General features: G+C 68.9%; 22 protein-coding genes and 2 tRNA genes. 5 read left to right on the top strand and 19 right to left on the bottom strand.

What is annotated here, in order from left to right; genetic code table 11:
* Positions 1–45 precede the first annotated feature (45 nt).
* The 6 genes from N5I75_RS27850 to N5I75_RS27825 all read right to left on the bottom strand — a co-directional run bounded on the left by N5I75_RS27850 (position 46) and on the right by N5I75_RS27825 (position 4,406).
* Entirely contained in the window at positions 46–780 is a 735-nt protein-coding gene (locus N5I75_RS27850; protein WP_476681765.1) for a class E sortase, read from the bottom strand.
* A 51-nt stretch (positions 781–831) separates the two neighbouring features.
* Positions 832–2,079: a class E sortase gene (locus N5I75_RS27845; RefSeq protein WP_476681763.1), complete on the bottom strand. Its 1,248-nt coding sequence runs from the start codon at positions 2,077–2,079 to the stop codon at positions 832–834.
* On the bottom strand, positions 2,076–2,723 hold the full coding sequence (locus N5I75_RS27840; protein ID WP_476681761.1) for an aminodeoxychorismate/anthranilate synthase component II: 648 nt from the start codon (positions 2,721–2,723) through the stop codon (positions 2,076–2,078). The genes N5I75_RS27845 and N5I75_RS27840 overlap by 4 nt, the downstream gene beginning before the upstream one ends.
* Positions 2,720–2,881 (bottom strand): hypothetical protein, encoded by a 162-nt coding sequence (locus tag N5I75_RS27835; RefSeq protein WP_361079357.1) that lies wholly within the window; start codon positions 2,879–2,881, stop codon positions 2,720–2,722. The genes N5I75_RS27840 and N5I75_RS27835 overlap by 4 nt, the downstream gene beginning before the upstream one ends.
* Before the next feature lie 73 nt (positions 2,882–2,954).
* A complete protein-coding gene (locus N5I75_RS27830) occupies positions 2,955–3,653 on the bottom strand; it encodes a class E sortase (protein WP_476682345.1) in 699 nt (232 codons plus the stop codon).
* Between the two features lie 54 nt (positions 3,654–3,707).
* The gene (locus tag N5I75_RS27825; protein ID WP_476681759.1) at positions 3,708–4,406 is read right to left on the bottom strand and encodes a DUF881 domain-containing protein; all 699 of its coding nucleotides are present in this window, start codon (positions 4,404–4,406) and stop codon (positions 3,708–3,710) included.
* Between the two features lie 299 nt (positions 4,407–4,705).
* Here N5I75_RS27825 and crgA point away from each other — a divergent pair, with 299 nt between their 5' ends.
* Positions 4,706–4,963: a cell division protein CrgA gene (gene crgA / locus N5I75_RS27820; protein WP_356489939.1), complete on the top strand. Its 258-nt coding sequence runs from the start codon at positions 4,706–4,708 to the stop codon at positions 4,961–4,963.
* A 280-nt stretch (positions 4,964–5,243) separates the two neighbouring features.
* Here crgA and N5I75_RS27815 read toward each other — a convergent pair whose 3' ends face one another.
* Both N5I75_RS27815 and N5I75_RS27810 read right to left on the bottom strand, forming a co-directional pair.
* Positions 5,244–6,164, bottom strand: a complete 921-nt coding sequence (locus N5I75_RS27815) for a rhomboid family intramembrane serine protease (protein ID WP_476681756.1) — start codon at positions 6,162–6,164, stop codon at positions 5,244–5,246.
* Between the two features lie 21 nt (positions 6,165–6,185).
* A complete protein-coding gene (locus N5I75_RS27810) occupies positions 6,186–6,713 on the bottom strand; it encodes a peptidylprolyl isomerase (RefSeq protein WP_476681754.1) in 528 nt (175 codons plus the stop codon).
* 253 nt (positions 6,714–6,966) lie between these two features.
* Between N5I75_RS27810 and N5I75_RS27805 the strand changes: the two genes are divergently transcribed.
* Positions 6,967–7,668 carry a DUF5324 family protein gene (locus tag N5I75_RS27805; RefSeq protein ID WP_476682343.1) on the top strand — a complete coding sequence of 234 codons (702 nt, stop codon included), beginning with the start codon at positions 6,967–6,969 and terminating at the stop codon, positions 7,666–7,668.
* Between the two features lie 220 nt (positions 7,669–7,888).
* Here N5I75_RS27805 and N5I75_RS27800 read toward each other — a convergent pair.
* Positions 7,889–7,961: transfer RNA gene (locus N5I75_RS27800), tRNA-Ala, on the bottom strand.
* A gap of 183 nt (positions 7,962–8,144) precedes the next feature.
* Between N5I75_RS27800 and N5I75_RS27795 the strand changes: the two genes are divergently transcribed.
* Both N5I75_RS27795 and N5I75_RS27790 read left to right on the top strand, forming a co-directional pair.
* Positions 8,145–8,693, top strand: coding sequence for a helix-turn-helix domain-containing protein (locus N5I75_RS27795; RefSeq protein ID WP_361074640.1), 549 nt, complete (start codon positions 8,145–8,147; stop codon positions 8,691–8,693).
* Positions 8,694–9,249: 556 nt separating this feature from the next.
* On the top strand, positions 9,250–11,370 hold the full coding sequence (locus N5I75_RS27790) for a serine/threonine-protein kinase (RefSeq protein ID WP_476681752.1): 2,121 nt from the start codon (positions 9,250–9,252) through the stop codon (positions 11,368–11,370).
* Positions 11,371–11,381: 11 nt separating this feature from the next.
* On the opposite strand, the gene N5I75_RS27785 is transcribed toward N5I75_RS27790, so the two are convergent.
* From N5I75_RS27785 to N5I75_RS27775, 3 genes are all read right to left on the bottom strand, one after another.
* On the bottom strand, positions 11,382–11,828 hold the full coding sequence (locus N5I75_RS27785; protein ID WP_476681750.1) for a hypothetical protein: 447 nt from the start codon (positions 11,826–11,828) through the stop codon (positions 11,382–11,384).
* A 333-nt stretch (positions 11,829–12,161) separates the two neighbouring features.
* Positions 12,162–12,854, bottom strand: a complete 693-nt coding sequence (locus N5I75_RS27780; RefSeq protein ID WP_476681748.1) for a hypothetical protein — start codon at positions 12,852–12,854, stop codon at positions 12,162–12,164.
* Between the two features lie 283 nt (positions 12,855–13,137).
* Positions 13,138–13,266, bottom strand: coding sequence for a DLW-39 family protein (locus N5I75_RS27775; RefSeq protein WP_003999697.1), 129 nt, complete (start codon positions 13,264–13,266; stop codon positions 13,138–13,140).
* 324 nt (positions 13,267–13,590) lie between these two features.
* Between N5I75_RS27775 and N5I75_RS27770 the strand changes: the two genes are divergently transcribed.
* Positions 13,591–13,917: a DUF6344 domain-containing protein gene (locus N5I75_RS27770; protein ID WP_476681746.1), complete on the top strand. Its 327-nt coding sequence runs from the start codon at positions 13,591–13,593 to the stop codon at positions 13,915–13,917.
* Between the two features lie 583 nt (positions 13,918–14,500).
* On the opposite strand, the gene N5I75_RS27765 is transcribed toward N5I75_RS27770, so the two are convergent.
* The 7 genes from N5I75_RS27765 to gnd form a co-directional block, all read right to left on the bottom strand.
* A tRNA-Ile gene (locus N5I75_RS27765) sits at positions 14,501–14,574 on the bottom strand.
* 178 nt (positions 14,575–14,752) lie between these two features.
* A complete protein-coding gene (locus N5I75_RS27760) occupies positions 14,753–15,421 on the bottom strand; it encodes a DUF3566 domain-containing protein (RefSeq protein WP_394432334.1) in 669 nt (222 codons plus the stop codon).
* Between the two features lie 18 nt (positions 15,422–15,439).
* Positions 15,440–18,049: a DNA gyrase subunit A gene (gene gyrA, locus N5I75_RS27755; protein ID WP_476681744.1), complete on the bottom strand. Its 2,610-nt coding sequence runs from the start codon at positions 18,047–18,049 to the stop codon at positions 15,440–15,442.
* A gap of 42 nt (positions 18,050–18,091) precedes the next feature.
* Positions 18,092–20,164: a DNA topoisomerase (ATP-hydrolyzing) subunit B gene (gyrB, locus tag N5I75_RS27750; RefSeq protein ID WP_476681742.1), complete on the bottom strand. Its 2,073-nt coding sequence runs from the start codon at positions 20,162–20,164 to the stop codon at positions 18,092–18,094.
* 274 nt (positions 20,165–20,438) lie between these two features.
* On the bottom strand, positions 20,439–20,999 hold the full coding sequence (locus tag N5I75_RS27745) for a DciA family protein (protein WP_476681740.1): 561 nt from the start codon (positions 20,997–20,999) through the stop codon (positions 20,439–20,441).
* The gene (recF, locus tag N5I75_RS27740; RefSeq protein ID WP_476681738.1) at positions 20,996–22,120 is read right to left on the bottom strand and encodes a DNA replication/repair protein RecF; all 1,125 of its coding nucleotides are present in this window, start codon (positions 22,118–22,120) and stop codon (positions 20,996–20,998) included. The genes N5I75_RS27745 and recF overlap by 4 nt, the downstream gene beginning before the upstream one ends.
* A gap of 116 nt (positions 22,121–22,236) precedes the next feature.
* Positions 22,237–23,121: a phosphogluconate dehydrogenase (NAD(+)-dependent, decarboxylating) gene (gene gnd, locus N5I75_RS27735; protein ID WP_476681736.1), complete on the bottom strand. Its 885-nt coding sequence runs from the start codon at positions 23,119–23,121 to the stop codon at positions 22,237–22,239.
* Positions 23,122–23,245: the final 124 nt, after the last annotated feature.

Here is a 23,245-nt window from a genome sequence, read left to right as displayed (position 1 = left end):
GGAGCCCCGCCCCCTTCCGAGGGGGCGGGGCTCCGTTCGTCGGTGTCAGCCCAGTTCCTTGGGCGGCGTCCGGTCGCTGTCGACCTTCTCGACCCGCTCCAGCTCGCCCCAGACCACGTACCGGTACCGCGACGTGTAGACCGGCGTGCACGTCGTCAGCGTGATGTAGTGGCCGGCCTTCTTCTTCCCCGACTCCTTGGGGATCTGGCCGATGACGTCCACGTTGTACTTCGAGGTCTCCGGGAGGATGTCGTACACCTTGTAGACGTACCACTTGTCGCGGGACTCGTAGACGATCGCGTCGCCCTTCTTGATCTTGTCGATGTTGTGGAACTTGGCGCCGTGCCCGTCCCGGTGCGCGGCCAGGGAGAAGTTGCCTTTTCTGCCGCTGGTGGGCAGCACGGCCTTCACGGGGTCCGTGTAGTACCCGGCGACGCCGTCATTGAGGATCTTGGACGTCGTGCCCTTCTCGACGAGGACCTCGCCCTTGCCCATCGCCGGTACGTGCAGGAACCCGATGCCGTCCTTCGTGTCCAGGGCACCGGGACCGGTCGACTGCGACCAGTGGTCGCGGACCTTGTCGCCCTGCTTGTGCGCGGCACGGTCGGCCACCACGTTGGTCCACCACAGCGAGTAGACGACGAACAGGCCGAGCAGCAGACCGCCGGTGATGAGCAGCTCGCCGAAGAAGCTCACGGCCAGCGCGATCGGTCCGCGGCGGGGCGGCGGCGCGGGGGCCTTCGTCTCGGCCTCTTCCTCGTGGTCGGTCGTCGCTGCCACTGCCTGTGCCCCGTCCCTGTGCCGTGCCGGAATGCCCCTGTTCACCGTCGGCTAGCCGACGAGCGCGTCCGGCTTGCCCTTGCTGCGCGGCCGCTCCTCGACCATCTTGCCCCAGACGATCATTCGATACGTACTGGTGAATTCCGGAGTGCACGTCGTCAGGGTGATGTAGCGGCCCGGCGCGGTGAACCCGGACTCCGCGGGGATCGGGTTGATCACCGCGGTGTTCGACGGCGACGTCGAGGGCAGCAGGTTCGCCATCTTGTAGACGTAGTACTTGTCCTGCGTCTCGACCACGATGGGGTCGCCCGGCTTGAGCCGGTTGATGTACCGGAACGGCTCGCCGTGGGTGTTGCGGTGGCCCGCGAGCGCGAAGTTGCCGGTCTTCGCCTCGGGCATCGCGGTGGGGATGCTGTCCTTGTCGTAGTGCCCGACCATGCCCTTGTCGAGCACCTTCGTCTTGCTGATGCCCTCCGCGATCGGCACCACGACGTCCAGCTTGGGGATGTAGAGGATGGCGAAGCCCTGCCCGGGCTCGAACGAGTCCGGCTTGCCCTTGCCGTTCGCCCAGTCGTCCTCGAGGCTGTGCCGGGCGTTGCCCGCGAGATTGTGGGCCCGGATGTTCGACCACCACAGCTGGTAGGTGACGAACAGCAGCATCAGGACGCCGATGCTGATGAAGAGCTCACCGAGCCCGCGGCTCACGAGGACGCCCACGGTCGGTTTGGCGGCCCGCGCGGCCCGTCTCGCCTCGACGCGCGACAGCGGCTTCCCGTCACCGTCCTGGGCGGACGCCGCCGCCTCCTGCGTCTCGCCGCCGGCCCGCCGTCTTCCGCCACCGCCCTTCTTGGCGGCCTTCCTGCGGGCGGCGCGGCCACCGGTGGCGACAGGGCTCTCGGTTCTGCTTTCGGTTCCGCTCTCCGGTTCCGGCCGTTCCCGCTCTTCCGGCTCCTCCGCCTCGGGACCGGGCCGCGGGTCCAGTATTCGCCGCGTGTCGGCCGTACGCAGCGCCACGGTCTCGTCGTCCCGTACGGGCGCCTGCGGCGCGGCCTGGGCCCCGCCGTACCAGTCCTGGGCGTACCCCTGGGGGTCGTACCACTCCGGTTCCGGCTCGGGCCGGCTGGGGGGCTGCGGGCGGCCCGTACCGGCCTCCGCGGGGGTCGGCTGCTGCCCGTCCTCCGCCCGGAACCAGGGCGACGGATGCTGCCCCGGCAGCGGGTCGTTCAGGGGGTCATCGAGGCCCCTGACGGCGTCCTCGAACCCGCCGGCGCCGCCCTGCTCGGGGCGCAGCGCGGTCACGCCGAGGCCCTGCCCACGACCGGCGCGAGCCCGGCCGAGCGGCCCACCGCCTCCTTGTCACCGCATTCGGCGAGCCAGTTCGCCAGCATCAGGTGGCCGTGCTCGGTCAGGACGGACTCCGGGTGGAACTGGACGCCCTCGACGGGCAGTTCACGGTGGCGCAGCCCCATCACGATGCCGTCCTCGGTCCGCGCGGTCACCTCGAACTCCGCCGGTACGGTGCCGGGCTCGGCGGCCAGCGAGTGGTACCGGGTCGCGGTGAACGGGTCGGGCAGCCCCGCGAAGACGCCCGTGCCGTCGTGGCGCACGAGCGAGGTCTTGCCGTGCAGCAGCTCGGGCGCCCGGCCCACCACACCCCCGTACGCCACCTGCATCGACTGCATGCCGAGGCAGACACCGAAGACGGGGACGCCGGTCACCGCGCAGTGCCGCACCATCTCGATGCAGACACCGGCCTGCTCGGGGGCGCCGGGGCCGGGGCTGAGCAGGACGCCGTCGAAGCCGTCCTGCGCGTGCGCCGTGCTCACCTCGTCGTTGCGCAGCACCTCGCACTCGGCGCCCAGCTGGTAGAGGTACTGGACGAGGTTGAAGACGAAGCTGTCGTAGTTGTCGACGACGAGAATGCGGGTCTTTCGCGTACTCACTGGCCGTCCACCGTCACATCGTTGAAGGGCAGCAGCGGCTCGGCCCACGGGAACACGTACTGGAAGAGGACGTAGACCACGGCGAGGACGAGCACGAGTGAGATCGCCGCCCTCAGCCACGCGTTCCCCGGCAGATGCCGCCAGATCCAGCCGTACATGCCGGTCGCTCCCCTTCGACAGTCCCTCAACACCATCGCCGCACGGCTTCAGCCGTCGCCGTACGCCACCAGACTAACGGCGCAACGCCTCCGGTTTCCCGGCCTCCACGGCCTGAGTGGCGTCCAAGTGCGCCCAGACGACCAGCCGGTGGCTGTGCCCCCACTCCGGATCACAGGTGGTGAGCGTCAGATAGCGGCCCGGTGCCGTGTACCCCGACCTGCGCGGTACCGGGTCGACGACGGCGACGTCGGTGGGCAGCGTCCGGTAGGGACCCTTGTCGATGCGGTACGTGAACCAGGTCGTCCCGTCGGTCAGGACCACGGCGTCTCCCGGCCGCAACCTGGGGAAATCCTTGAACGGGTCGCCGTAGGTGCGCCGGTGCCCGGCGACCGCGAAGTTTCCCCGCTGCCCGAGCCGCGCGGTGCCCGCGTAGTGACCGAGCCCTTTCTTCAGGGTCCCGACCTTCGTGTCCTCGAGCACCGGCTTGTTCCACGTGAAACCAAGGCGCGGGATGTACATCACAGCGAACGGTTTGCCGCCCTCGTACGCGGGCGGCTCGGGCGGTGTCTCCTGTGCGGAGGAGCCCGAGGGCGGGGCGGTGGCGACGGGACGCTCTGCCCATTGATCGTGCAGGACGTCGATCTGGTGGTCCATGGCGCTGTCGGCCTTCACACCGGTCCAGAACAGCACGTAGACGACGAACAGCACGATCACGGCGCCGACGGTGATGCAGAGCTCGCTCACCGACCTGACGACGACTCGCACCGACACCGACACCGACGGCCTCCCGCCCTGCCCGGGTACTGCCCGCTACTCCACGGGCTTCTACTGCACGGGCTTCGCGTAGTGGAGATCCACTGTGCCCGAGTACGCGGGAAGAGTCACCGCCCCGTCGTCCTCGACTTTCCAGCCGAGGCCGTACGCGTTGACGTAGAGCATGTAGTTCTGGATCTCGGGGGAGGCCGCGACCGCGTGCCTCATCTTCTCCGGGTCCCCGACCGCGGTGATCTTGTAGGGCGGCGAGTAGACCCGCCCCTGGAGGATCAGGGTGTTGCCCACGCAGCGGACGGCGGAGGTGGAGATGAGGCGCTGGTCCATCACCTTGATGCCCTCGGCGCCCCCGTGCCACAGCGCGTTCACCACGGCCTGGAGGTCCTGCTGGTGGATGACGAGGTCGTTCGGTTGCGGCTCGGGGTAGCCGGGGAGCTTCGCCGTCGCGTTCGGCGGGGCGTCGTCGAGCGTGACGGAGACCGCCTCGCCCTTGAGCTTCTTCGTGCCGGACGCCGTCTCCAGGCGGTCCAGCTTCTCGTCCTCCGCCTTGGTCGACCCGTCGTCGCGCTCGGCCAGCGACTCGACGTCGTCCCGCACCCCGCTGTTGCCCTCCTCCAGCTCCTTGTTCTTGCGGCTGCGCTCCTGGATGAGGTCGGAGAGTTTCAGAAGGGACGTGTCCGTACGGATATTGGTGCCCTTGGCCGTATTGAAACTGGTGAAAAAGATGAGCCCGGCAAGGGCGAAAACGCCCACGGTGAGCAGGCGTACGGGACGGAACCGCCCACGCCCGGCTCCGCCGCCGGGACCGCCGGCAGCACCGGGCGCTTCGGGAGCTTCGGAGACATCGGGAGCACCGAAGGCGTTGACAGGCCCTTTGTCGGGGTCGGCAGAATTGCTCAACGTACCCTTATCTCCTTCGACGCCGCGGAAGCACTACGCTAACGGACGCCCGGGGGAGCGCTCGGTTTCCTTTGAACTTCCCCTTGTACGCTGCTCGGAGCCAGCCCACGTCCCCTGCGCGGCCACGCAGCGCATCGACAGGAGAGACCCTCGTGCCGAAGTCACGTATCCGCAAGAAGGCCGACTACACGCCGCCGCCGGCGTCGAAGCAGGCAGCCAACATCAAGCTGACCAACCGCGGCTGGGTGGCCCCGGTGATGCTCGCGATGTTCCTCATCGGGCTCGCCTGGATCGTGGTCTTCTACGTGACCGACGGCTCCCTGCCGATCGACGCCCTCGGCAACTGGAACATCGTCGTGGGCTTCGGCTTCATCGCGGCGGGGTTCGGCGTCTCCACGCAGTGGAAGTAGCGGCTCGCCCCGCACCTTTCCCCAGCATCGTCCACCGGGTTATCCACAGGGCTTTTCCACAGTGTTGAAAAGGTCAGACGATCTGTGGATAACTCTCCGGAGATTGACGCCGGTGTGACCGGTCAGGTCACGCTAGTTCACCTGTTCGCCCCTTGCCTCTCCTGGGAAAACCCAGCTCAGAGGCGAGGGGCGCGGTCGTTCCGCACAGCATGCACAAGATCCGGTACACGCTGTGGACAACGTGCGCTCCGAGGCGGTCATCATCAGTGAAGAAACGGGCTCAGGTGAGCTGCGCGGTCCTGATGAGGACGACGCCCAGCACGGCTACGAGGACCAGCGCACAGGCCCCGACCTGAACCAGCATGCGGCGCTCGCGCGGGGCATGGACCATGGCGTACCCGACGAGGAGCCCGCCGATCAGACCGCCGATGTGGGCCTGCCACGAAATGCCCTGCCACCTGAACGTGAAGAACAGATTCAGCGCGAGAAGGATGAGGATGGGGCGCATGTCGTAGTTGAGCCGCCGCATCAGAACAGCGGTGGCCCCGAGGAGCCCCCAGATCGCGCCCGAAGCTCCGAGGGTGGCGGTGCCCGGTGCCGCGAAGGCGTACGCGGCGGCGCTGCCGGCCAGGCCGGACAAGAAGTAGAGGGCCAGGTAGCGGGCCCGGCCCAGCTCCGCTTCGAGGGGACCGCCGAGCCACCACAGGCCGAGCATGTTGAACCCGATGTGCCACACCTCGTCGTGCGTGAACATCGAGGTCACCAGGCGGTACCACTCCCCGCCCGCGACACCCTGGTCGGGCGCGAAGGGCGCGGGCGGCCAGGCGCCGACCAGGACGAACCGGTCGAGCAGCGAGTCGTCCACGTGGACCGCGATGAACACGGCCAGGTTGATCACGATGAGGATCTTCGTCACCAGACGTGGGTCAGCGGCGACGCTGCCCCCGGCAAGGGTCCGCGGCCGGCTCGCACCCGGCGGATGCCCGGTGCCGGAGCCCTCGCGCACGCACTCCGGGCACTGGAACCCGACCGAGGCGCTGATCATGCACTGGGGACAGATGGGCCGCTCGCACCGGACGCAGCGGACACCGGTCCGCTGGTCCGGATGCCGGTAACAACCGGGCAGGTCATGGGCGTCCTGCGGGTCCCGCGGTCCCCGTGGGTGCCGCGGGTCCTGCGGGCTGTCGGGCGCCTGGTCCATGACCGGCCTCCTCGGGAGGTGTCAGCGGGTCTCCACGACCACCGACTCGATGACCACGTCCCGCACCGGACGGGCGGTCCGCGGATTCGTCTGGGTGGCGGCGATGCTGTCCACGACCTTCCGGCCGGCCTCGTCGGCCACCTCGCCGAAGATCGTGTGCTTACGGGTCAGCCAGGCGGTCGGGGCGACGGTGATGAAGAACTGCGACCCGTTCGTCCCCGGCCCCGCGTTGGCCATGGCGAGGAGATACGGCTTGGTGAAAGCCAGATCGGGGTGGAACTCGTCCTCGAACTGGTAGCCGGGGCCGCCCGTCCCGTTCCCCAGCGGGTCGCCGGCCTGGATCATGAAGCCACTGAGGACACGGTGGAAGATGGTGCCGTCGTAGAGGGGCGCCGTGGACTTCTCCCCGGTCTCCGGATTCGTCCACTCCCGCTCGCCCTTGGCGAGCTCCACGAAGTTCCTCACCGTCTTCGGCGCGTGGTTCGGCAGGAGTCTGACCTCGATGTCGCCCTGGTTGGTCCTGAGGGTGGCGTACAGCTGCTCGGCCACGATCTGCCTTCCGTTGTCTTCGGTGCCCTGCCGATCCTCCCACGGCGCAGACGGCTCCCAGAGGTTTCAGCCACCCAAAACCGGTCTACTCGTAACCGCAGAGGCGCGCCCCGCCACGATCCGTGGCATTGTCGTCGCCAGGCCCCCTACCGCTCCTTTACAAGCCTTACCACCGCAATGAGCTTCTGGCAGGCATGATCCGCAAAAGGGTGGAAAGGTGAAATACCTGTACGCCACCGAGGAGGAGGATCCCGTGACCCGCATCGACAGCGTGCGCGCCGCGACCGGCTCGGCGAAGGACAGCGTGCTGCACGCCGCGGACGTGGTGGCGCCTTACGCCGGGACGGCCAAGGACCGTGCGACGCAGTACGCGCACGAAGCGCGCGTCGTGCTCGGCCCCAAGGTCTCGCAGGCCGCGCAGCAGGCGCGCGCCCAGTACGGCGCCCACCTGGCTCCGCGCCTTGAGCAGGCACGCACTCATGTCCCGCCGAAGGTCGACCACGCCGCACATGAGGCGGCCACCCGCACGCTTCAGGCAGCCAGGCAGGCCGCCGAGTTCTCGAAGCCCCGTATCGAGCAAGCCATGGCGTCGGCCCAGCCGGTGGCCGAGGAGGCGACGGCCCGCAGCATCGCCGCCCTCGCCGCGCTGCGCGGACAGGTCTCCCCCAAGGAGATCCAGAAGATCGTCCGCAAGCACGAGCGCCGCTCTCGCGCGGGCCGCTTCGCCAAGGGAGCCCTGGTGCTGACCGTCGTGGCGGGCGGTGCGTACGTCGCGTGGAAGTGGTGGGACAAGCAGGCCAACCCGGACTGGCTGGTCGAGCCCCCGGCCGCCACCGAGGTCCCTGACGGTGCCCCGCTGACCTCAGTCGACGGCACCAGCGCCCAGGACGTCCTCGACCCGGAGGTCCAGGCCAAGCAGGCCGAGGCGGAGGCGAGCCCGGAAGACCCGCGCTGAGCCCTACGTATGAGCCCTGCCCTACGTATGAGCCCTGCCCTACGTGTGAGCCCTGCCCTACGTGTGAGCCCTGCCCTACGTGTGAGCCCCACGTAAGAGCTTGACGTACGAGTTCCGCACGAGTGCATTCCGCATATGCCGAAGCCCCTCTGGCCGCCAGGCGAACCTGGCGGCCAGAGGGGCTTCGGCGTGAAACCTTCTCCAGCTTCCGTGGAGCTTGTGGAGCCTAGGGGAGTCGAACCCCTGACATCTGCCATGCAAAGACAGCGCTCTACCAACTGAGCTAAGGCCCCGCAAAACGGTGCGTCCGACCCAGGATTCACGCCTAGGGCGAGCACCGCAGACCAGAGTACCGGGTCACCCCCCGGATCTAGCAAAAGGATTGGGGGTCCCGGCGGACGACCACTCTCCGTAAGATGCCCCACGTGCTTCGCGGCAGCGAAGCGCCGTATTGGGGAAAGCGATGGGGAGACGCAATGGACGCCGCACAGCAGGAAGCTACCGCAAGAGCCCGGGAGCTCCAGCGGAGCTGGTACGGAGAGCCGCTGGGGGCGCTCTTCCGTCGGCTGATCGAGGACCTCGGGCTCAATCAGGCCCGCTTGGCCGGTGTCCTCGGCCTGTCCGCGCCCATGCTGTCGCAGCTGATGAGCGGTCAGCGCGCGAAGATCGGCAACCCCGCGGTCGTGCAGCGCGTCCAGCTCCTGCAGGATCTCGCGAGCCAGGTGGCCGACGGGAGCGTCAGCGCGGCCGAGGCCACCGAGCGCATGGACGAGGTCCGCAAGTCGCAGGGCGGCTCCGTCCTCACCAACACCGGCCAGACGGCCTCCGGTTCGGGAGCGCCCACCGTGAAGCGCGTGGTGCGTGAGATCCAGTCCCTCCTGCGCTCCGTCTCGGCGGCGGGCGACATCATCGAGGCCGCGGACTCCCTCGCCCCCACCCACCCCGAACTGGCAGAGTTCCTCCGGGTCTACGGCGCCGGTCGCACGTCCGACGCGGTCGCCCACTACCAGGCCCACCAGAACTGATCCCTGACCGGACCCCGTGGCCGTGGCCGTGGCCGTGGCCGTGGTGACAGTACCGGGGGGTAACGGCGGTGGCGCCTGGGACTACGGTGGCGGGGACAGTGGCGGTGTTCGTGGCCTGACGGTGGCCGTGGCTGTGGCGGGCCTGACGGTGGCGGGGCCGTGGCGTGACTATTAGACGTATACGTCGTACAGGGCGGGTCTGACGGTCCGGATCGGCGCTGCCCGGGCCCCATGAACCGCTGAGGGGCCGATGAGCCGCTCCGCGGGGCGTTGGCCACTCGGTGGGGCGTTGGCCACTCGGTGGTGGAACGGCATGATCGGTGGGGTCCGCGCGTTTCGCGGGGGCCCCGATGTCCACAGCTGTGGCGGCGGACATGATGGCCGGGATACCGGGAAGGCCGGGAAGCCGGGAAGCCGGGATGCCGGTAAGGCCAGGGGGAAACCGTGCAAGCCGGGGGAAGCGGTGAAGGTCGTGGAAGCGGCCGGAGCCGTGGGAGCCCTGGAAGCCGTGGAGGTTCTCCACGCCGCAAGCCCGGGAGGGGAGCGACGCACGACCATGGGTGAGGTCTTCGCCGGCCGGTACGAACTGGCCGACCCGATCGGCCGCGGGGGAGTGGGCGCGGTGTGGCGGGCCTGGGATCACCGGCGCCGCCGCTACGTCGCGGCCAAGGTCCTCCAGCAGAGCGACGCCCACACGCTGCTGCGCTTCGTGCGTGAACAGGCGCTGCGCATCGATCACCCCCATGTCCTCGCCCCGGCGAGCTGGGCCGCGGACGACGACAAGGTCCTCTTCACCATGGACCTGGTCGCGGGCGGCTCCCTCGTCCACCTGGTCGCCGACTACGGACCACTGGCACCCCATTTCGTCTGTGTCCTCCTCGACCAGATCCTCTCGGGCCTCTCCGCTGTGCACGCCGAAGGGGTGGTGCACCGCGACATAAAACCGGCCAACATCCTCCTGGAGCACACCGGTACGGGCCTGCCCCATCTGCGTGTCTCCGACTTCGGCATCGCCATGCGCAAGGGCGAGCCCCGCCTCACCGAGACCAACTACGTGGTGGGCACGCCCGGTTATTTCGCCCCCGAGCAAGCGATGGGCGCCGAACCGGACTTCCCCGCGGACCTCTTCGCCGCCGGCCTCGTGGCGCTCTACCTCCTCGAAGGCGCCAAACCCGACGCCAGAGCCCTGATCGAGCACTTCGCCGACCATGGCACGCCCGGGGCCCCGGTGGGCGTCCCCGGCCCGCTGTGGAGCGTCCTGGCCGGTCTGCTGCAGCCCGATCCCGACGCCCGCTTCCGTACCGCCACGGGGGCGCGCAAGGCGCTTCTCGACGCCGCGGAGCTCCTGCCGGAGCCGGGCCCCGACGACGAGCTGATCGAGGTCTTCGATCAACTCGGCCCCCTACCACCCGGGTTCGGCCCCAACGGCCCCGCCGCACGCGGCCGCAGAGCCCGCCCACTCGGCGCCACGTCGCCTACTCCGGTCATGCCTGCGCCTGGGTGGGAGCGGGGGGCGAGGGATGAGCGCGGGGTTGGGGCGGAGCGAGAGTGGGGACCGGGAGACGGGCGCGGGTCGGAGCCTCAGTACGGGCCCGGGCCGGAATCCGACCACGGGTCCGACCTTGCCTACGGCCGACGCCCCGACCACCCCTCGCAGACCTCGCAGACCTCGCAGACCTCGCAGACCGACTACAACCAGCGCCCTGACCACCGCCCAGCACCCGATCCCGGGCCACCTTCCGAGTCCGGCCCGCAACGCCAGCCCGGCCCGCAACCCGCCTCTGGGCCGCAGCCCGAGTCCGGAACTCGATCCACGTTCGGAACTCGACCCACGCCCGGGACCCCGCCCACATCCGGGACCCCGTCCACACCCGGAACTCGCCCCATGTCCGGATCGCAGTACCGGCCTGCACCACGACCGGCGCCCAGCCAGCCATCCGTATACGAACCGGGCTCCGACTATCAATCGGGGCCTGAACCCTGGCCCGGGCCCGAGTCGGCCTCGACCACGACCCCCGCCACGGAACCGGCCACGCCAACGAATCCCGAGCCGGCGTCGGAACCGCCCCTCCCCTCGATGTCGGAGACGGGAAGCTTCCACCTCCCGCCCCCGGTTCCCACCGATCCCTCCCTCGGCGACAGGCTTCCGCCCCCACCGCCGGTCCCCCCGATGCCGACGGGCCAGCCAACCAGCACGGTTCCGCTGCCCGCGCCGCCCCGGCACCGGCCATCCGTCCCCGAACCAGCCCCTGAGCCCACGCCGACCCCGACCCCGGCTCCGGTCTCGCCACAAACAGCCACGCCACCGCCACCGCAGCTCTACCCCCAGAAGCCCTCCCTGCAGAACGACCCCACCCCGCACCCGACCGTCCCCCCCGCACCCCACGCCACCCATGCCCGTACCCATACCGTCTCCCCCTCCGCACACCCGGCCCGCGCCGTGACCACCGTGGTCCCACACGCTGAAGGCCGTCACTCTCTGTACACCGCTCGGGCCCAAGAGGTTCCAGCCGGAGCCGGTGACGAGGAGAAGACCCACTCCAGCCGCGAGGCGTCACACCGAAACCAGCAAGCTGCCGCGCGCCAGCCAGGACCACCCGCGAAAGTCGCGATCCCCGTCCTGCTCCTCGCCCTGCTCTGCTTCACCCTCGGCATCTGGGCCCTGACGCAGGCATAGCCCGAGTGAGCTCAGCCCTTCGCAACTCTCTGGAACCGCCGCACCGCCACGACCCGCCAGACCCCCAGCCACAACACCAGCGCGCACCCCGTACCGATCCCCGCCACCCCCAGCAGCAACATCCCATCCCCTCCAGCGGATGCCGATGCCGCCTCGGATGACGACCCCGCCGACCCGGACGCCCCCTCCGAACCAGCCGCACCGGACACCCCCGTATCGCCGCTGCCCCCAGCCCCCGTCCCCCCGGACGGCTGCTCACCCCCGGCACCCCCGTCCTCACCCACATCAGAGTTCTCCCAGACCGCGCCGCCCTCCCCCTTCTCAGCGGCCTCCCGGTCCTCGTCCGTCACCTGGAACTCGCCCGGATCACGCACATAGTCCGGTGGCTGTCGCCGCTCCCCCTCCACGTCGACCCGCAACGTCAGCCCGGAGGCCTTGTCCCCGAACTTCGACGCCATCGCCGGATTCAGCGTGACCTTGAGGGTAGTACCAGCCGGCCAGCCGCATCGCCGCCTGGGTCGCCGGCCGCATTCAGATAGCGGTTCTCGTAGGCCACCGGTGTAGCGGATCGACCGACGTGGATTCCCCGCGTACGTCGCTGCTTCGCCACGATCGACGCCCGTGCCGGGTGTACAGCTCCATGTCGAGCGCCCCGGTCACGACCGCCCGACGCGTCCCGTCCCCCGCGAACTGCCCAGCTCCGCATCGACGAAAACTGCTGTCCCCAGTCCACAGGCACCCGGTAGTAATGGCTCTGGCCAGGACGAACGCCGTCTTTCCACACCCCGCCGTCAACGCCACCGCATCGTAACCCGTTCCCCTGACCTCCGTACAGCCTTCCGTTCGGCGGTTGCACCGAGGCCGACGGCCAGGACTGCGGCCCCTCGTGGGGGCGGCGACACCAGACCGGGTTCGGTGGCGACCTTCAGTTCGAGCCCCCAGGGCTCCTGCGTCGACCCGGTGTCCGCCTTGCGCTCCACCACCACGTAGTACGTCCCCGCCGACTGGCAGCGCAGCCCCCCGGGCCGTACGAGCCGCTCCACGGTGGCCGCGACGGGCCGCGGATAGCCACCGGAGCGGAACGTCGCGCGCTCGGAGTCACAACGATTGCCGTCGCGGTCCTGCAGCGCCACGGCGATGCCGTCCGAGTAGGTCGCCTTCACGTCGGCCCCGAGGGGCGGCACAGCGACCACCGACACGTACGTACTGGCGGCTCTGTCGAGTTCGACGCGGTAGTAGGCGACGCCGCTCGCGCCGGTACCGAGGGAGCTGCGGTACGTCCCACCCGTACTCAACCGCGGCGCGTCCGTGCTGTTCGCCGTATTGAGCACCTTCTCAGCGTCTTCGGCGTAGACGTACGGATCCGTCTCCCCCGGCGCCGCCACCGCGGCCGTGGCGGGCAGTGCGAGCGCCACGGACGACGCGACGCACGACACCGCACCGACGGCGACCGCCGTCCTTCCTCGGGCGCGCCATCCCCTCACCGGCCGCCTCATGAGTCTTCCCATGGGGGGCCATCCTGCCGTTCCAGGGCGCACACTGTCCGCCGTGCGCCGGAATCGCGCCAGTTATTCGCTGCTGTACGAAGTGCCGTCGCCTACATGAAGGACGTCGCGTCCATGAAGGCGTCGCGTACGGGGATACCGTCGCCCTGCGTCACACGCAAGGCGAGACATCGCGCGCGCAAGGTGAGGCATCCGGGTCCAGACAGCACAAAGCCCCGGCCGCTGATGCGACCGGGGCCTGCGAAGAGACTGTTGTCGATACTCACGAACCCGTGGGCACGGAGTCAGTCGCCTCCGTCCACAGATCCTGCTCGGCGCGATCCGCCTGGATCTGGCGGTACACGAGGAGCCCGCCGATGGCGGCCAGTGCGACCAGGAGAAGCTTCTTCACCGCGCGACCTCGTCTTTCCTTGACGTAGGGGACTTCTGGCGCCCGACTATACACACCGGCCGATACCGATCGGTGACCTGGTTGCACCTCAACTCCCGTCCGGAAAAGTGCAGTAGAACCGGATGGCTCCGCTCCGCGAATCACCCACACCTCCACGCAAAACAGAAAATCTTTCGCATCAGCGGCGTTTCCCGGCCTCTTGCCTCCATCCGTGTGATGTTCATCTGACGATCGACGCGCCATGAGCGTCGGTCCCGCACTTTCAGAGCTGCGTACACATCATGAGGAAAGTACGCAAATCGCCCAACCCGAAAGTGAGGGATCATGACCAAGAACCGGGTCATGACGCTGTGGACAGTCGTCATCTCTGCCTTCATCGCGCTCTTCTCGGCGCTCGGACTCGTCTCCCCGGCCGCCGCGGCCGCTCCCGTACAGCAGGCGGAGAAGGCGAGCAGCACGGCGGCCACCGCGCCTGCGACCGCCTCGGCACGCCCCTTCTGGAGCTTGAAGAGGTCCCTGCCACCGACGATGAAGCAGCGCATCCGGGCCGAGGCCCACGGTTCCTCGCCGAGCTGCCGCCACCGCCCGCCGGCCGACACCGAGCAGGCCGACACCGACGCGGGACTGTCGACCGAAGCGCTCACCTCGTAGCAACGGTGCAACGGTCGGACCATCCGTCCGACACCGTGGCGAAAAAGCCACAGGGAGTACAGCCACACACAACGCAGCCACACAGCCCAGACGAAGCAACACAGCCTTAACCGAGCAAGACGGCCATACCAAGCAGGACAGCCTTACCAAGCGAGACAGCAACACAGCACCACAGCGCGACAGCCTTGAGCGGCAAGAGCCCAGCCCAAGGGGCAGTACGAGGGCCCAGCAGGGCGCTCAGGACCGCGTAACAGCACGACCAGGGGCGTACGAGCCCCACGCGACCACGGCCCGCTCAAGAAGGACCGTGACGGCACCGGCGGGCGGCATCTCCTACGCCGCCCACGCCAACCGGGCAGAACGGGCAGAACGGGCAAGACAGCAGAACCACAAAATCGCAGAACAACAGAACAACAGAACTGCAGAACCGCAGAACAACCAAGACGAAGAACGCGGACGTACGAGGCCCCAGCCATCCCCACCGGCTGAGCGGGCCCTTTCGCCATGCCCGGACGCGTACACCGCCAGCCCACACGCCACACAAAAGAACCCCCAGCGGATATCGACTGAGGGTCCTTCTCTGTGGGGCTAACAGGATTTGAACCTGTGGCCTCATCCTTATCAGGGATGCGCTCTAACCAACTGAGCTATAGCCCCGCCGCGCTTTGCGGTGTGTGTCCCGCGCGCTGACCTCTGAAGATTAGCGCACCTGGGGGCCAGTCCCAAAATCGATAGTCCTGGCCCGCCCACCAGCGGCTCTCATGGGCCCGCCGACAACCGGTCGGCGACCGGCCGGCGGCCGGCCGAGAACCCGCAGACGCCCCGCGAGAAGCGCTTACTCGTCCTCGGCGAGCGTGAGCTCGATGCCGCCGACGAAGCCCGCGGAGAGGTTGTAGATGAACGCGCCGAGCGTCGCGAGCGCCGTCGCCAGGACGACGTCGATGACCGCGATGACCGTCGTGAACATCAGCACGCGCGGCAGCGAGAGGAACGACTGCAGATCGAAGCCGTTGGACTCGTTCGAGCCCGTGGCTTCGGAGATCGTCCCGCCGACGGTCGAGAAGACGCCCATGGCGTCCATGACCATCCACAGCACTGCGGCCGCGATGATCGTGCAGATGCCGAGCGCGATGGACAGCAGGAAGCTGACCTTCATGACCGACCACGGGTCCGCCTTGGCGACACGCAGACGCGCCTTGCGCGTGCGTGGCGTGGTGCGGGCCCCGGTGCGCGGCCTGCGCACCGCTCCGGCCGGCGCGTTCTGATACGCCTGCGGCGGGTGGTACGGCTGAGCCGCCTGCTGCGGCTGTTGCCTTTCCCCGGGCAGAGCGCCGCCACCGTCCGCGTACTGCTGTGCCTGCGGACCTCGGGTGTCCGTCACAGTTCCCCCCTGGGATCCATGAGACTCGTGCGAGTCTGTCGAGTCATGAGCGGAGCCACGGCCGCCCTCGGTTTCCGTACCGGTCGATGTGCCGGTAGAGCCTGCGCCCGTGGCTCCGCTCACGATGACTCTCTCCTCGCGCTACTCGGCCGAGGACTGCTCGCCCTCGTCCGTTACGACGGCCGTGTCGTCCTGGGCCGTTGCGTCGGTCACGGTGTCGACCGCTTCCGCGACGTCACCGTCGACCTCCTCGGCCTCACGACCGGCCTCGGCGTTGCGGGCGATGCCCACGACGGCATCTCGCTTGCCGAGGTTGATCAGTTGGACGCCCATGGTGTCACGGCCTGTCTCCCTGACCTCGTTGACGCGCGTACGGATCACACCGCCGGAGAGCGTGATGGCGAGGATCTCGTCCGTCTCCTCGACCACCAGCGCGCCGACGAGCGAACCACGGTCCTCCACGATCTTGGCAGCCTTGATGCCGAGGCCGCCACGGCCCTGCACACGGTACTCGTCGACCGCGGTCCGCTTGGCGTACCCACCGTCGGTGGCGGTGAAGACGAACGTACCTGGCCGGACGACATTCATCGAGAGCAGTTCGTCGCTCTCGCGGAAACTCATCCCCTTCACGCCAGAAGTGGCGCGGCCCATGGGACGCAGCGCCTCGTCCGTTGCGGTGAACCGGATCGACTGCGCCTTCTTGCTGATGAGCAGCAGGTCGTCCTCGGCCGAGACCAGTTCGGCGCCGATCAGCTCGTCGTCCGAACCGTCCGCCGTCTCGCGCAGGTTGATCGCGATGACACCGCCGGAGCGCGGCGAATCGTAGTCCTTGAGCGACGTCTTCTTCACCAGGCCCGCCTTGGTGGCGAGGACCAGGTACGGCGCCGCGTCGTAGTCGCGGATCGCGAGGATCTCCGCGATCGCCTCGTCGGGCTGGAAGGCGAGCAGGTTCGCCACGTGCTGCCCGCGCGCGTCCCGCCCTGCGTCCGGGAGCTCGTACGCCTTGGCGCGGTACACACGGCCCTTGTTGGTGAAGAACAGGAGCCAGTGGTGGGTGGTGGACACGAAGAAGTGGTCGACGATGTCGTCTTCCTTGAGCTTCGTGCCGCGCACGCCCTTGCCGCCCCGCTTCTGGGAGCGGTAGTCGACCGTCTTGGTGCGCTTGACGTAGCCCCCGCGCGTGATGGTGACGACGATGTCCTCCTCGGCGATGAGGTCCTCAATGGACATGTCACCGTCGAAGGGCACGAGCGCGGAGCGCCGGTCCTCGCCGAACTTGTCGACGATCTGCTGGAGCTCCTCGCTGATGATCTGGCGCTGCCGCTCGGGCGAGGCCAGGATCGCGTTGTACTCGTTGATCTTCTGCTGCAGTTCGTCGTGCTCGGCGACGATCTTCTGGCGCTCCAGGGCGGCCAGTCGGCGCAGCTGCATCTCGAGGATGGCGTTGGCCTGGATCTCGTCGATCTCCAGAAGGCCCATGAGGCCCTCTCGCGCGATCTCCACGGTGTCGCTGCGCCGGATGAGGGCGATGACCTCGTCGATGGCGTCCAGGGCCTTCAGGAGGCCGCGCAGGATGTGCGCGCGCTCCTCGGCCTTGCGCAGCCGGAACTTGGTGCGCCGGACGATGACCTCGACCTGGTGACCGACCCAGTGGCGGATGAACGCGTCGAGCGAGAGCGTGCGCGGCACGCCGTCGACGAGCGCCAGCATGTTGGCGCCGAAGTTCGTCTGCAGGTCGGTGTGCTTGTACAGGTTGTTCAGGACGACCTTGGCGACCGCGTCCCGCTTCAGGACGATGACCAGGCGCTGACCCGTACGGGAGCTGGTCTCGTCGCGGACGTCCGCGATGCCGCCGACCTTGCCGTCCTTGACGAGGTCGGCGATCTTCTGGGCGAGGTTGTCCGGGTTGACCTGGTACGGGAGCTCCGTGACCACCAGGCACTGGCGGTTCTGGATCTCCTCGACCTCGACGACCGCGCGCATCGTGATGGAGCCGCGGCCGGTCCGGTACGCCTCCTCGATGCCCTTGCGGCCCACCACGAGGGCGCCGGTCGGGAAGTCGGGGCCCTTGATGCGCTCGATGAGGGCTTCCAGGAGCTCCTCGTGCGAGGCCTCCGGGTTCTCCAGGCACCACTGCGCGCCCGCCGCGACCTCGCGCAGGTTGTGCGGCGGGATGTTGGTCGCCATGCCGACCGCGATGCCCGCCGAGCCGTTGATCAGCAGGTTCGGGAAGCGGGACGGCAGGACGGTCGGCTCCTGGGAGCGGCCGTCGTAGTTGTCCGTGAAGTCGACGGTCTCCTCGTCGATGTCGCGGACCATCTCCATGGACAGCGGCGCCATCTTGCACTCGGTGTACCGCATGGCCGCGGCCGGGTCGTTGCCCGGGGAACCGAAGTTGCCGTTGGAGTCCACGAGCGGCATCCGCATCGACCACGGCTGCGCCAGGCGGACCAGGGCGTCGTAGATCGAGGAGTCGCCGTGCGGGTGGTAGTTGCCCATGACGTCGCCGACGACGCGGGCGCACTTGTAGAAGCCCTTCTCGGGCCGGTAGCCGCCGTCGTACATGGCGTACAGGACACGGCGGTGCACGGGCTTGAGACCGTCGCGCACGTCGGGCAGCGCGCGGGACACGATGACGGACATCGCGTAGTCGAGGTACGAGCGCTGCATCTCCGTCTCGAGCCCGACGGGCTCGACACGAAGGGCGATCTCGCCCTCTTCAGGGGTGGTCGGGGTGTTCTCGTCGGCCATTGCTGGTGACAATCCTTTCTGCGGCGGTCAGCTGAGACCGACTCAGATGTCGAGGAAGCGGACGTCCTTGGCGTTGCGCTGGATGAACGAGCGGCGTGCCTCGACGTCCTCGCCCATGAGGACGGAGAAGAGGTCGTCGGCCTGCGCGGCGTCGTCCAGGGTGACCTGGCCGAGCACGCGGTGCTCCTGGTCCATCGTGGTGATGCGCAGCTCCTCGGCGTTCATCTCACCGAGACCCTTGAAGCGCTGGACCGAGTCGTCCCTGATGCGCTTGCCCGCCTGGCGGCCGATCTCGATGAGGGCGTCGCGCTCGCGGTCCGAGTAGGCGTACTCGAAGTCCTCACGGCCCCACTTGATCTTGTACAGGGGCGGCCGGGAGAGGAACACGTGGCCGGCCTCGACCAGGGGCCGCATGAAGCGGAAGAGGAACGTCAGCAGCAGGGTGTTGATGTGCTGGCCGTCGACGTCGGCGTCCGCCATCAGGATGATCTTGTGGTAGCGGAGCTTCTCGATGTCGAAGTCCTCGTGGACCCCGGTGCCGAACGCGGAGATCAGCGCCTGGATCTCCTGGTTCTGCAGGATCTTGTCGATCCGCGCCTTCTCGACGTTGAGGATCTTGCCTCGGATTGGGAGGATCGCCTGGTACTGCGGGTTGCGGCCGGACTTGGCGGAGCCGCCGGCGGAGTCACCCTCGACGATGAAGATCTCGCACTTGGTGGGGTCGTTCGACTGGCAGTCGGAGAGCTTGCCCGGCAGGGACGCGGACTCGAGCAGCCCCTTGCGGCGGGTCAGGTCACGCGCCTTACGGGCCGCCACGCGCGCGGTGGCCGCCTGGATCGACTTGCGGATGATGTCCGACGCCTCGACCGGGTTGCGGTCCAGCCAGTCCGTCAGGTGCTCGTGCACGACCTTCTGGACGAACGTCTTCGCCTCGGTGTTGCCCAGCTTGGTCTTGGTCTGGCCCTCGAACTGGGGCTCGCCCAGCTTGACCGAGAGGATCGCCGTCAGACCCTCGCGGATGTCGTCACCCGTGAGGTTGTCGTCCTTCTCGCGCAGCAGCTTCTTGTCGCGCGCGTAGCGGTTGATGAGACCGGTCAGCGCGGCGCGGAAGCCCTCCTCGTGGGTGCCGCCCTCGTGCGTGTGGATCGTGTTCGCGAAGGAGTAGACCCCCTCGCTGTAGCTCGTGTTCCACTGCATCGCGACCTCGACGGAGAGCAGCCTCTCCTTGTCCTCGGCCTCGATGTCGATCACGGTGGGGTGGACGACCTCGCCCTTGCGGGAGTTGAGGTACTTCACGAAGTCGACGATGCCGCCTTCGTAGTGGTACGTCACCGATCGCGCTTCGCCGTCCTCAGGGGCGTCGGCGGAGTCGGCGCCCACGACCGCCTTGGCGGAGTCGCGCTCGTCCGTGAGCTTGATCGTCAGGCCCTTGTTGAGGAAGGCCATCTCCTGGAAGCGCCGCGACAGCGTCTCGAAGGAGTACTCGGTGGTCTCGAAGATGTCGCCGTCGGCCCAGAAGGTGACCGACGTACCGGTCTCCTCGGTGGCCTCGTGCTTGGCGAGCGGCGCGGTCGGCACGCCCGCCTTGTAGTCCTGCGTCCAGCGGTGGCCCTCGGTCCTGATCTCGACGGAGACCTTGGTCGAGAGCGCGTTGACGACGGAGACGCCGACGCCGTGCAGACCACCGGAGACGGCGTAGCCGCCGCCGCCGAACTTGCCGCCCGCGTGCAGGACGGTCAGCACGACCTCGACGGCCGGCTTGCCCTCGGAAGGGATGATGCCGACGGGGATGCCGCGGCCGTTGTCGATGACGCGGACGCCGCCGTCGGGCAGGATCGTCACGTCGATGGTGTCCGCGTGGCCGGCCAGGGCCTCGTCGACGGAGTTGTCCACAACCTCCTGCACCATGTGGTGCAGGCCACGCTCACCGGTCGAGCCGATGTACATGCCGGGTCGCTTGCGGACCGCGTCCAGCCCTTCGAGGACGGTGATCGCGCTCGCGTCGTACGAGGCTTCAGTCGCCCCTACGTGCGCGCGCGCGTCTGCGTCGGTGGACGGGATGTTCTCGTTGGGGTTGCCGGAATCGGCCACGAAGCGCCCTTTCTGGCACAGCACAAGCCAAGCTCCCGGTTGGTGGCCGGTGCGGCTGCGGCGTGTTGGTTCGGTAAGCCCTGTCAGCGTTGCTCGGTGCGTCCCACAAGTGGGGCGGGATTAGCTTCCAGTCTACCGGTAGCGCCGACAGTGATGGGGGTTTGGCGGTACCTGAGTCCGCATGTGCCGCCCTCAACCGGTCTCGGCCGACTCCCCATATGCGGAACGGGGCTCCAGGAGGCTCACAGCGGCACTCAGCGCTTCGAGGTGTCAACCCCCAGCTACCGGGCCTCCGCGGTCACCCGAAGGTGTCGTCGTGACCGGTGCTTCCGGGGGCGCGCAAGGGGCCGTAGCGGCGCGGGCCACCACCGGGATTCCTGATGTCGATGCGGCGCACGGTGCCGTGCCCGAGGTCCTCGTTGAGCCGCTTGACCAGCTGGACGGCGAGCATGCGCACCTGCGTCGCCCAGGCCGTCGAATCGCACTGCACCACCAGAACGCGCTCGTCCTCGTCGTACTTCTGCGGCACACAATGCCTGGCCAGCTCCTCGCCGACGATCTGCGGCCAGCGGCCCATGACGCCGCCGACCGCGGCCGGGGTCTCCCAGCCGCGCTCCGTGATCAGCCGGTTGATGGCGGGGCCGAGCCCCATCGGGTCCCGACCGTCCGCGCGGGCGCCCGAGCGCAGCGAGCCGCCGCGCCGCACCTGCTTCTTCTGCTGCGCTGCCGCGCCACGCGCGCGTGCGGCCTCTTTCGCGGCGCGCAGGGCCACGCGGGCGAGGTCGACTCCGGAGGGCTCCGGCGCCGGCTTCTGAGGCTTGCCGGCGCCCCCGTCCGCGTTCGGTGTGCCATCGCTCACAGTCGCTCCACCGTCCCCTCGGAGACGGCGTAGCGCGTGCCGGCGAGCACGCCCGGGACGTCGTCGTCGACCGCGGCCGTCACCAGGACCTGCTCGCCGGGCGCCACGAGCTCCGCCAGACGCTCCCTGCGGCGCGCGTCCAGCTCCGCGAAGACGTCGTCGAGGACGAGCACCGGCTCGTTCCCCTCGGCCTTCAGAAGGTCGTACGAGGCCAGGCGCAGCGCCAGCGCGTACGACCAGGACTCGCCATGGCTCGCGTACCCCTTGGCGGGCAGCTGGCCGAGTTTGAGGAGCAGCTCGTCGCGGTGCGGGCCGACCAGGGTGACCCCGCGCTCGATCTCCTGCTTGCGTGCTTCCTCCAGGGCGGCGAGGAGCTGCTCGTAGAGCTCCTCGCGCGCGTGCCCGGCGATGTGGGGCGAGGACGGCTTGTAGTCGAGGGCGACAGGACCGCCGCCGGGCGCCAGCTGCTCGTACGCCTTGTCGGCCAGCGGCTGCAATGTCGCGATGAGGTCGAGCCGCTGGGCGAGGAGTTCCGCGCCCACGCGCGCGAGGTGCTGATCCCACACGTCGAGCGTGGACAGGTCCATGGTGCGGCCGCCGTGGCGCCGGGCGAGCGCCGCGGACTTCAGGAGCGTGTTGCGCTGCTTGAGGACACGGTCGTAGTCGGAGCGCACGCCCGCCATGCGCGGGGAGCGGGCGGTGATCAGCTCGTCGAGGAAGCGGCGCCGCTCGCCGGGGTCGCCCTTGACCAGGGCGAGGTCCTCGGGGGCGAAGAGCACGGTCCGTACGATGCCGAGCACGTCACGGGGTCTGACCTGCGAGGACCTGTTGATGCGGGCGCGGTTGGCCTTGCCGGGGTTCAGTTCGAGCTCGATGAGCTGCTGGCGCTCGCCCTGGCGCACCTGGGCCCGGATGACGGCGCGCTCGGCGCCCATCCGGACGAGAGGGGCGTCGGAGGAGACGCGGTGGCTGCCCAGGGTGGCGAGGTAGCCGACGGCCTCGACGAGGTTCGTCTTGCCCTGCCCGTTGGGGCCCACGAACGCGGTGACGCCCGGGTCGAGGGCGACCTCGGCCCGGGGGTACGAGCGGAAGTCGGCCAGCGACAGATGCGTGACGTGCATGGTCGTGGGCCGACCTCCCCCAGTGGTTCCTGTGGTGCCGTGCCCGGCTGTGGGTCAGCCGTGCACAGCTGTGGATCAGTTCTTCTCGCCTACGGATCAGGCGTCGCGCTCGTTGGTCAGTTCTCCTCGACGGACTCGACCGCGTGGCCGCCGAACTGGTTGCGGAGCGCGGCGATCATCTTCATCTGCGGCGAGTCCTCCTGGCGGGAGGAGAAGCGGGCGAAGAGCGACGCGGTGATCGCGGGGAGCGGCACCGCGTGGTCGATGGCCGCCTCGACGGTCCAGCGGCCCTCGCCGGAGTCCTGCGCGAAGCCGCGGAGCTTGCCGAGGTGCTCGTCGTCGTCCAGGGCGTTGACCGCGAGGTCGAGCAGCCAGGAGCGGATGACCGTGCCCTCCTGCCAGGAGCGGAAGACCTCGCGCACGTCGGTCACCGAGTCGGCGGCCTCAAGCAGCTCCCAGCCCTCGGCGTAGGCCTGCATCATGGCGTACTCGATGCCGTTGTGGACCATCTTGGAGAAGTGGCCCGCGCCGACCTTGCCCGCGTGCACGGAGCCGAAGTCGCCCTCGGGCTTCAGCGCGTCGAAGATCGGCTGGACCTTCGCGATGTTCTCCTCGGCGCCGCCGTACATCAGCGCGTAGCCGTTCTGCAGGCCCCAGACGCCGCCGGAGACGCCGCAGTCGACGAAGCCGATGCCCTTGACGGCCAGCTCGGCGGCGTGCTTCTCGTCGTCCGTCCAGCGCGAGTTGCCGCCGTCCACGACGACGTCGCCCTCGGAGAGCAGCTCCTTCAGCTCGTCGACGGTGGACTGCGTCGCCGCACCGGCGGGAACCATCACCCACACCACTCGCGGGCCCTTGAGGCTGCCCACAAGCTCTTCCAGGCTGTGGACATCCGCGAGGTCCGGGTTGCGGTCGTAGCCGATGACGGTGTGGCCCGCGCGGCGGATGCGCTCGCGCATGTTGCCGCCCATCTTGCCGAGGCCGACGAGACCGAGCTCCATCAGTGGTTCCTTACGTTGCGACAGGGCGTGAGGAGGCACGTGCCAGCACGTCGCCGTGCGTGCGTACCCGCGTCCGAGCCTAAACCTGGGGGCGCCACCCACGCCTTTCGGGCGGCGCCCCCAG

The sequence above is a fragment of the Streptomyces sp. R818 genome, assembly GCF_056172735.1.
The sequence above is the reverse complement of the archived record's forward strand: the minus strand, read 5'-3'. Positions and strand labels throughout refer to the sequence as shown.

Bases quoted from the DNA above. Each gene is read 5' to 3' on its own strand.
- N5I75_RS27835 (WP_361079357.1), bottom strand. From the start codon at position 2,881: ATGTACGGCTGGATCTGGCGGCATCTGCCGGGGAACGCGTGGCTGAGG.
- N5I75_RS27815 (WP_476681756.1), bottom strand. From the start codon at position 6,164: ATGGACCAGGCGCCCGACAGCCCGCAGGACCCGCGGCACCCACGGGGA.
- N5I75_RS27795 (WP_361074640.1), top strand. From the start codon at position 8,145: ATGGACGCCGCACAGCAGGAAGCTACCGCAAGAGCCCGGGAGCTCCAG.
- N5I75_RS27790 (WP_476681752.1), top strand. From the start codon at position 9,250: ATGGGTGAGGTCTTCGCCGGCCGGTACGAACTGGCCGACCCGATCGGC.
- N5I75_RS27785 (WP_476681750.1), bottom strand. From the start codon at position 11,828: ATGGCGTCGAAGTTCGGGGACAAGGCCTCCGGGCTGACGTTGCGGGTC.
- N5I75_RS27770 (WP_476681746.1), top strand. From the start codon at position 13,591: ATGACCAAGAACCGGGTCATGACGCTGTGGACAGTCGTCATCTCTGCC.
- gyrA (WP_476681744.1), bottom strand. From the start codon at position 18,049: ATGGCCGACGAGAACACCCCGACCACCCCTGAAGAGGGCGAGATCGCC.
- recF (WP_476681738.1), bottom strand. From the start codon at position 22,120: ATGCACGTCACGCATCTGTCGCTGGCCGACTTCCGCTCGTACCCCCGG.
- gnd (WP_476681736.1), bottom strand. From the start codon at position 23,121: ATGGAGCTCGGTCTCGTCGGCCTCGGCAAGATGGGCGGCAACATGCGC.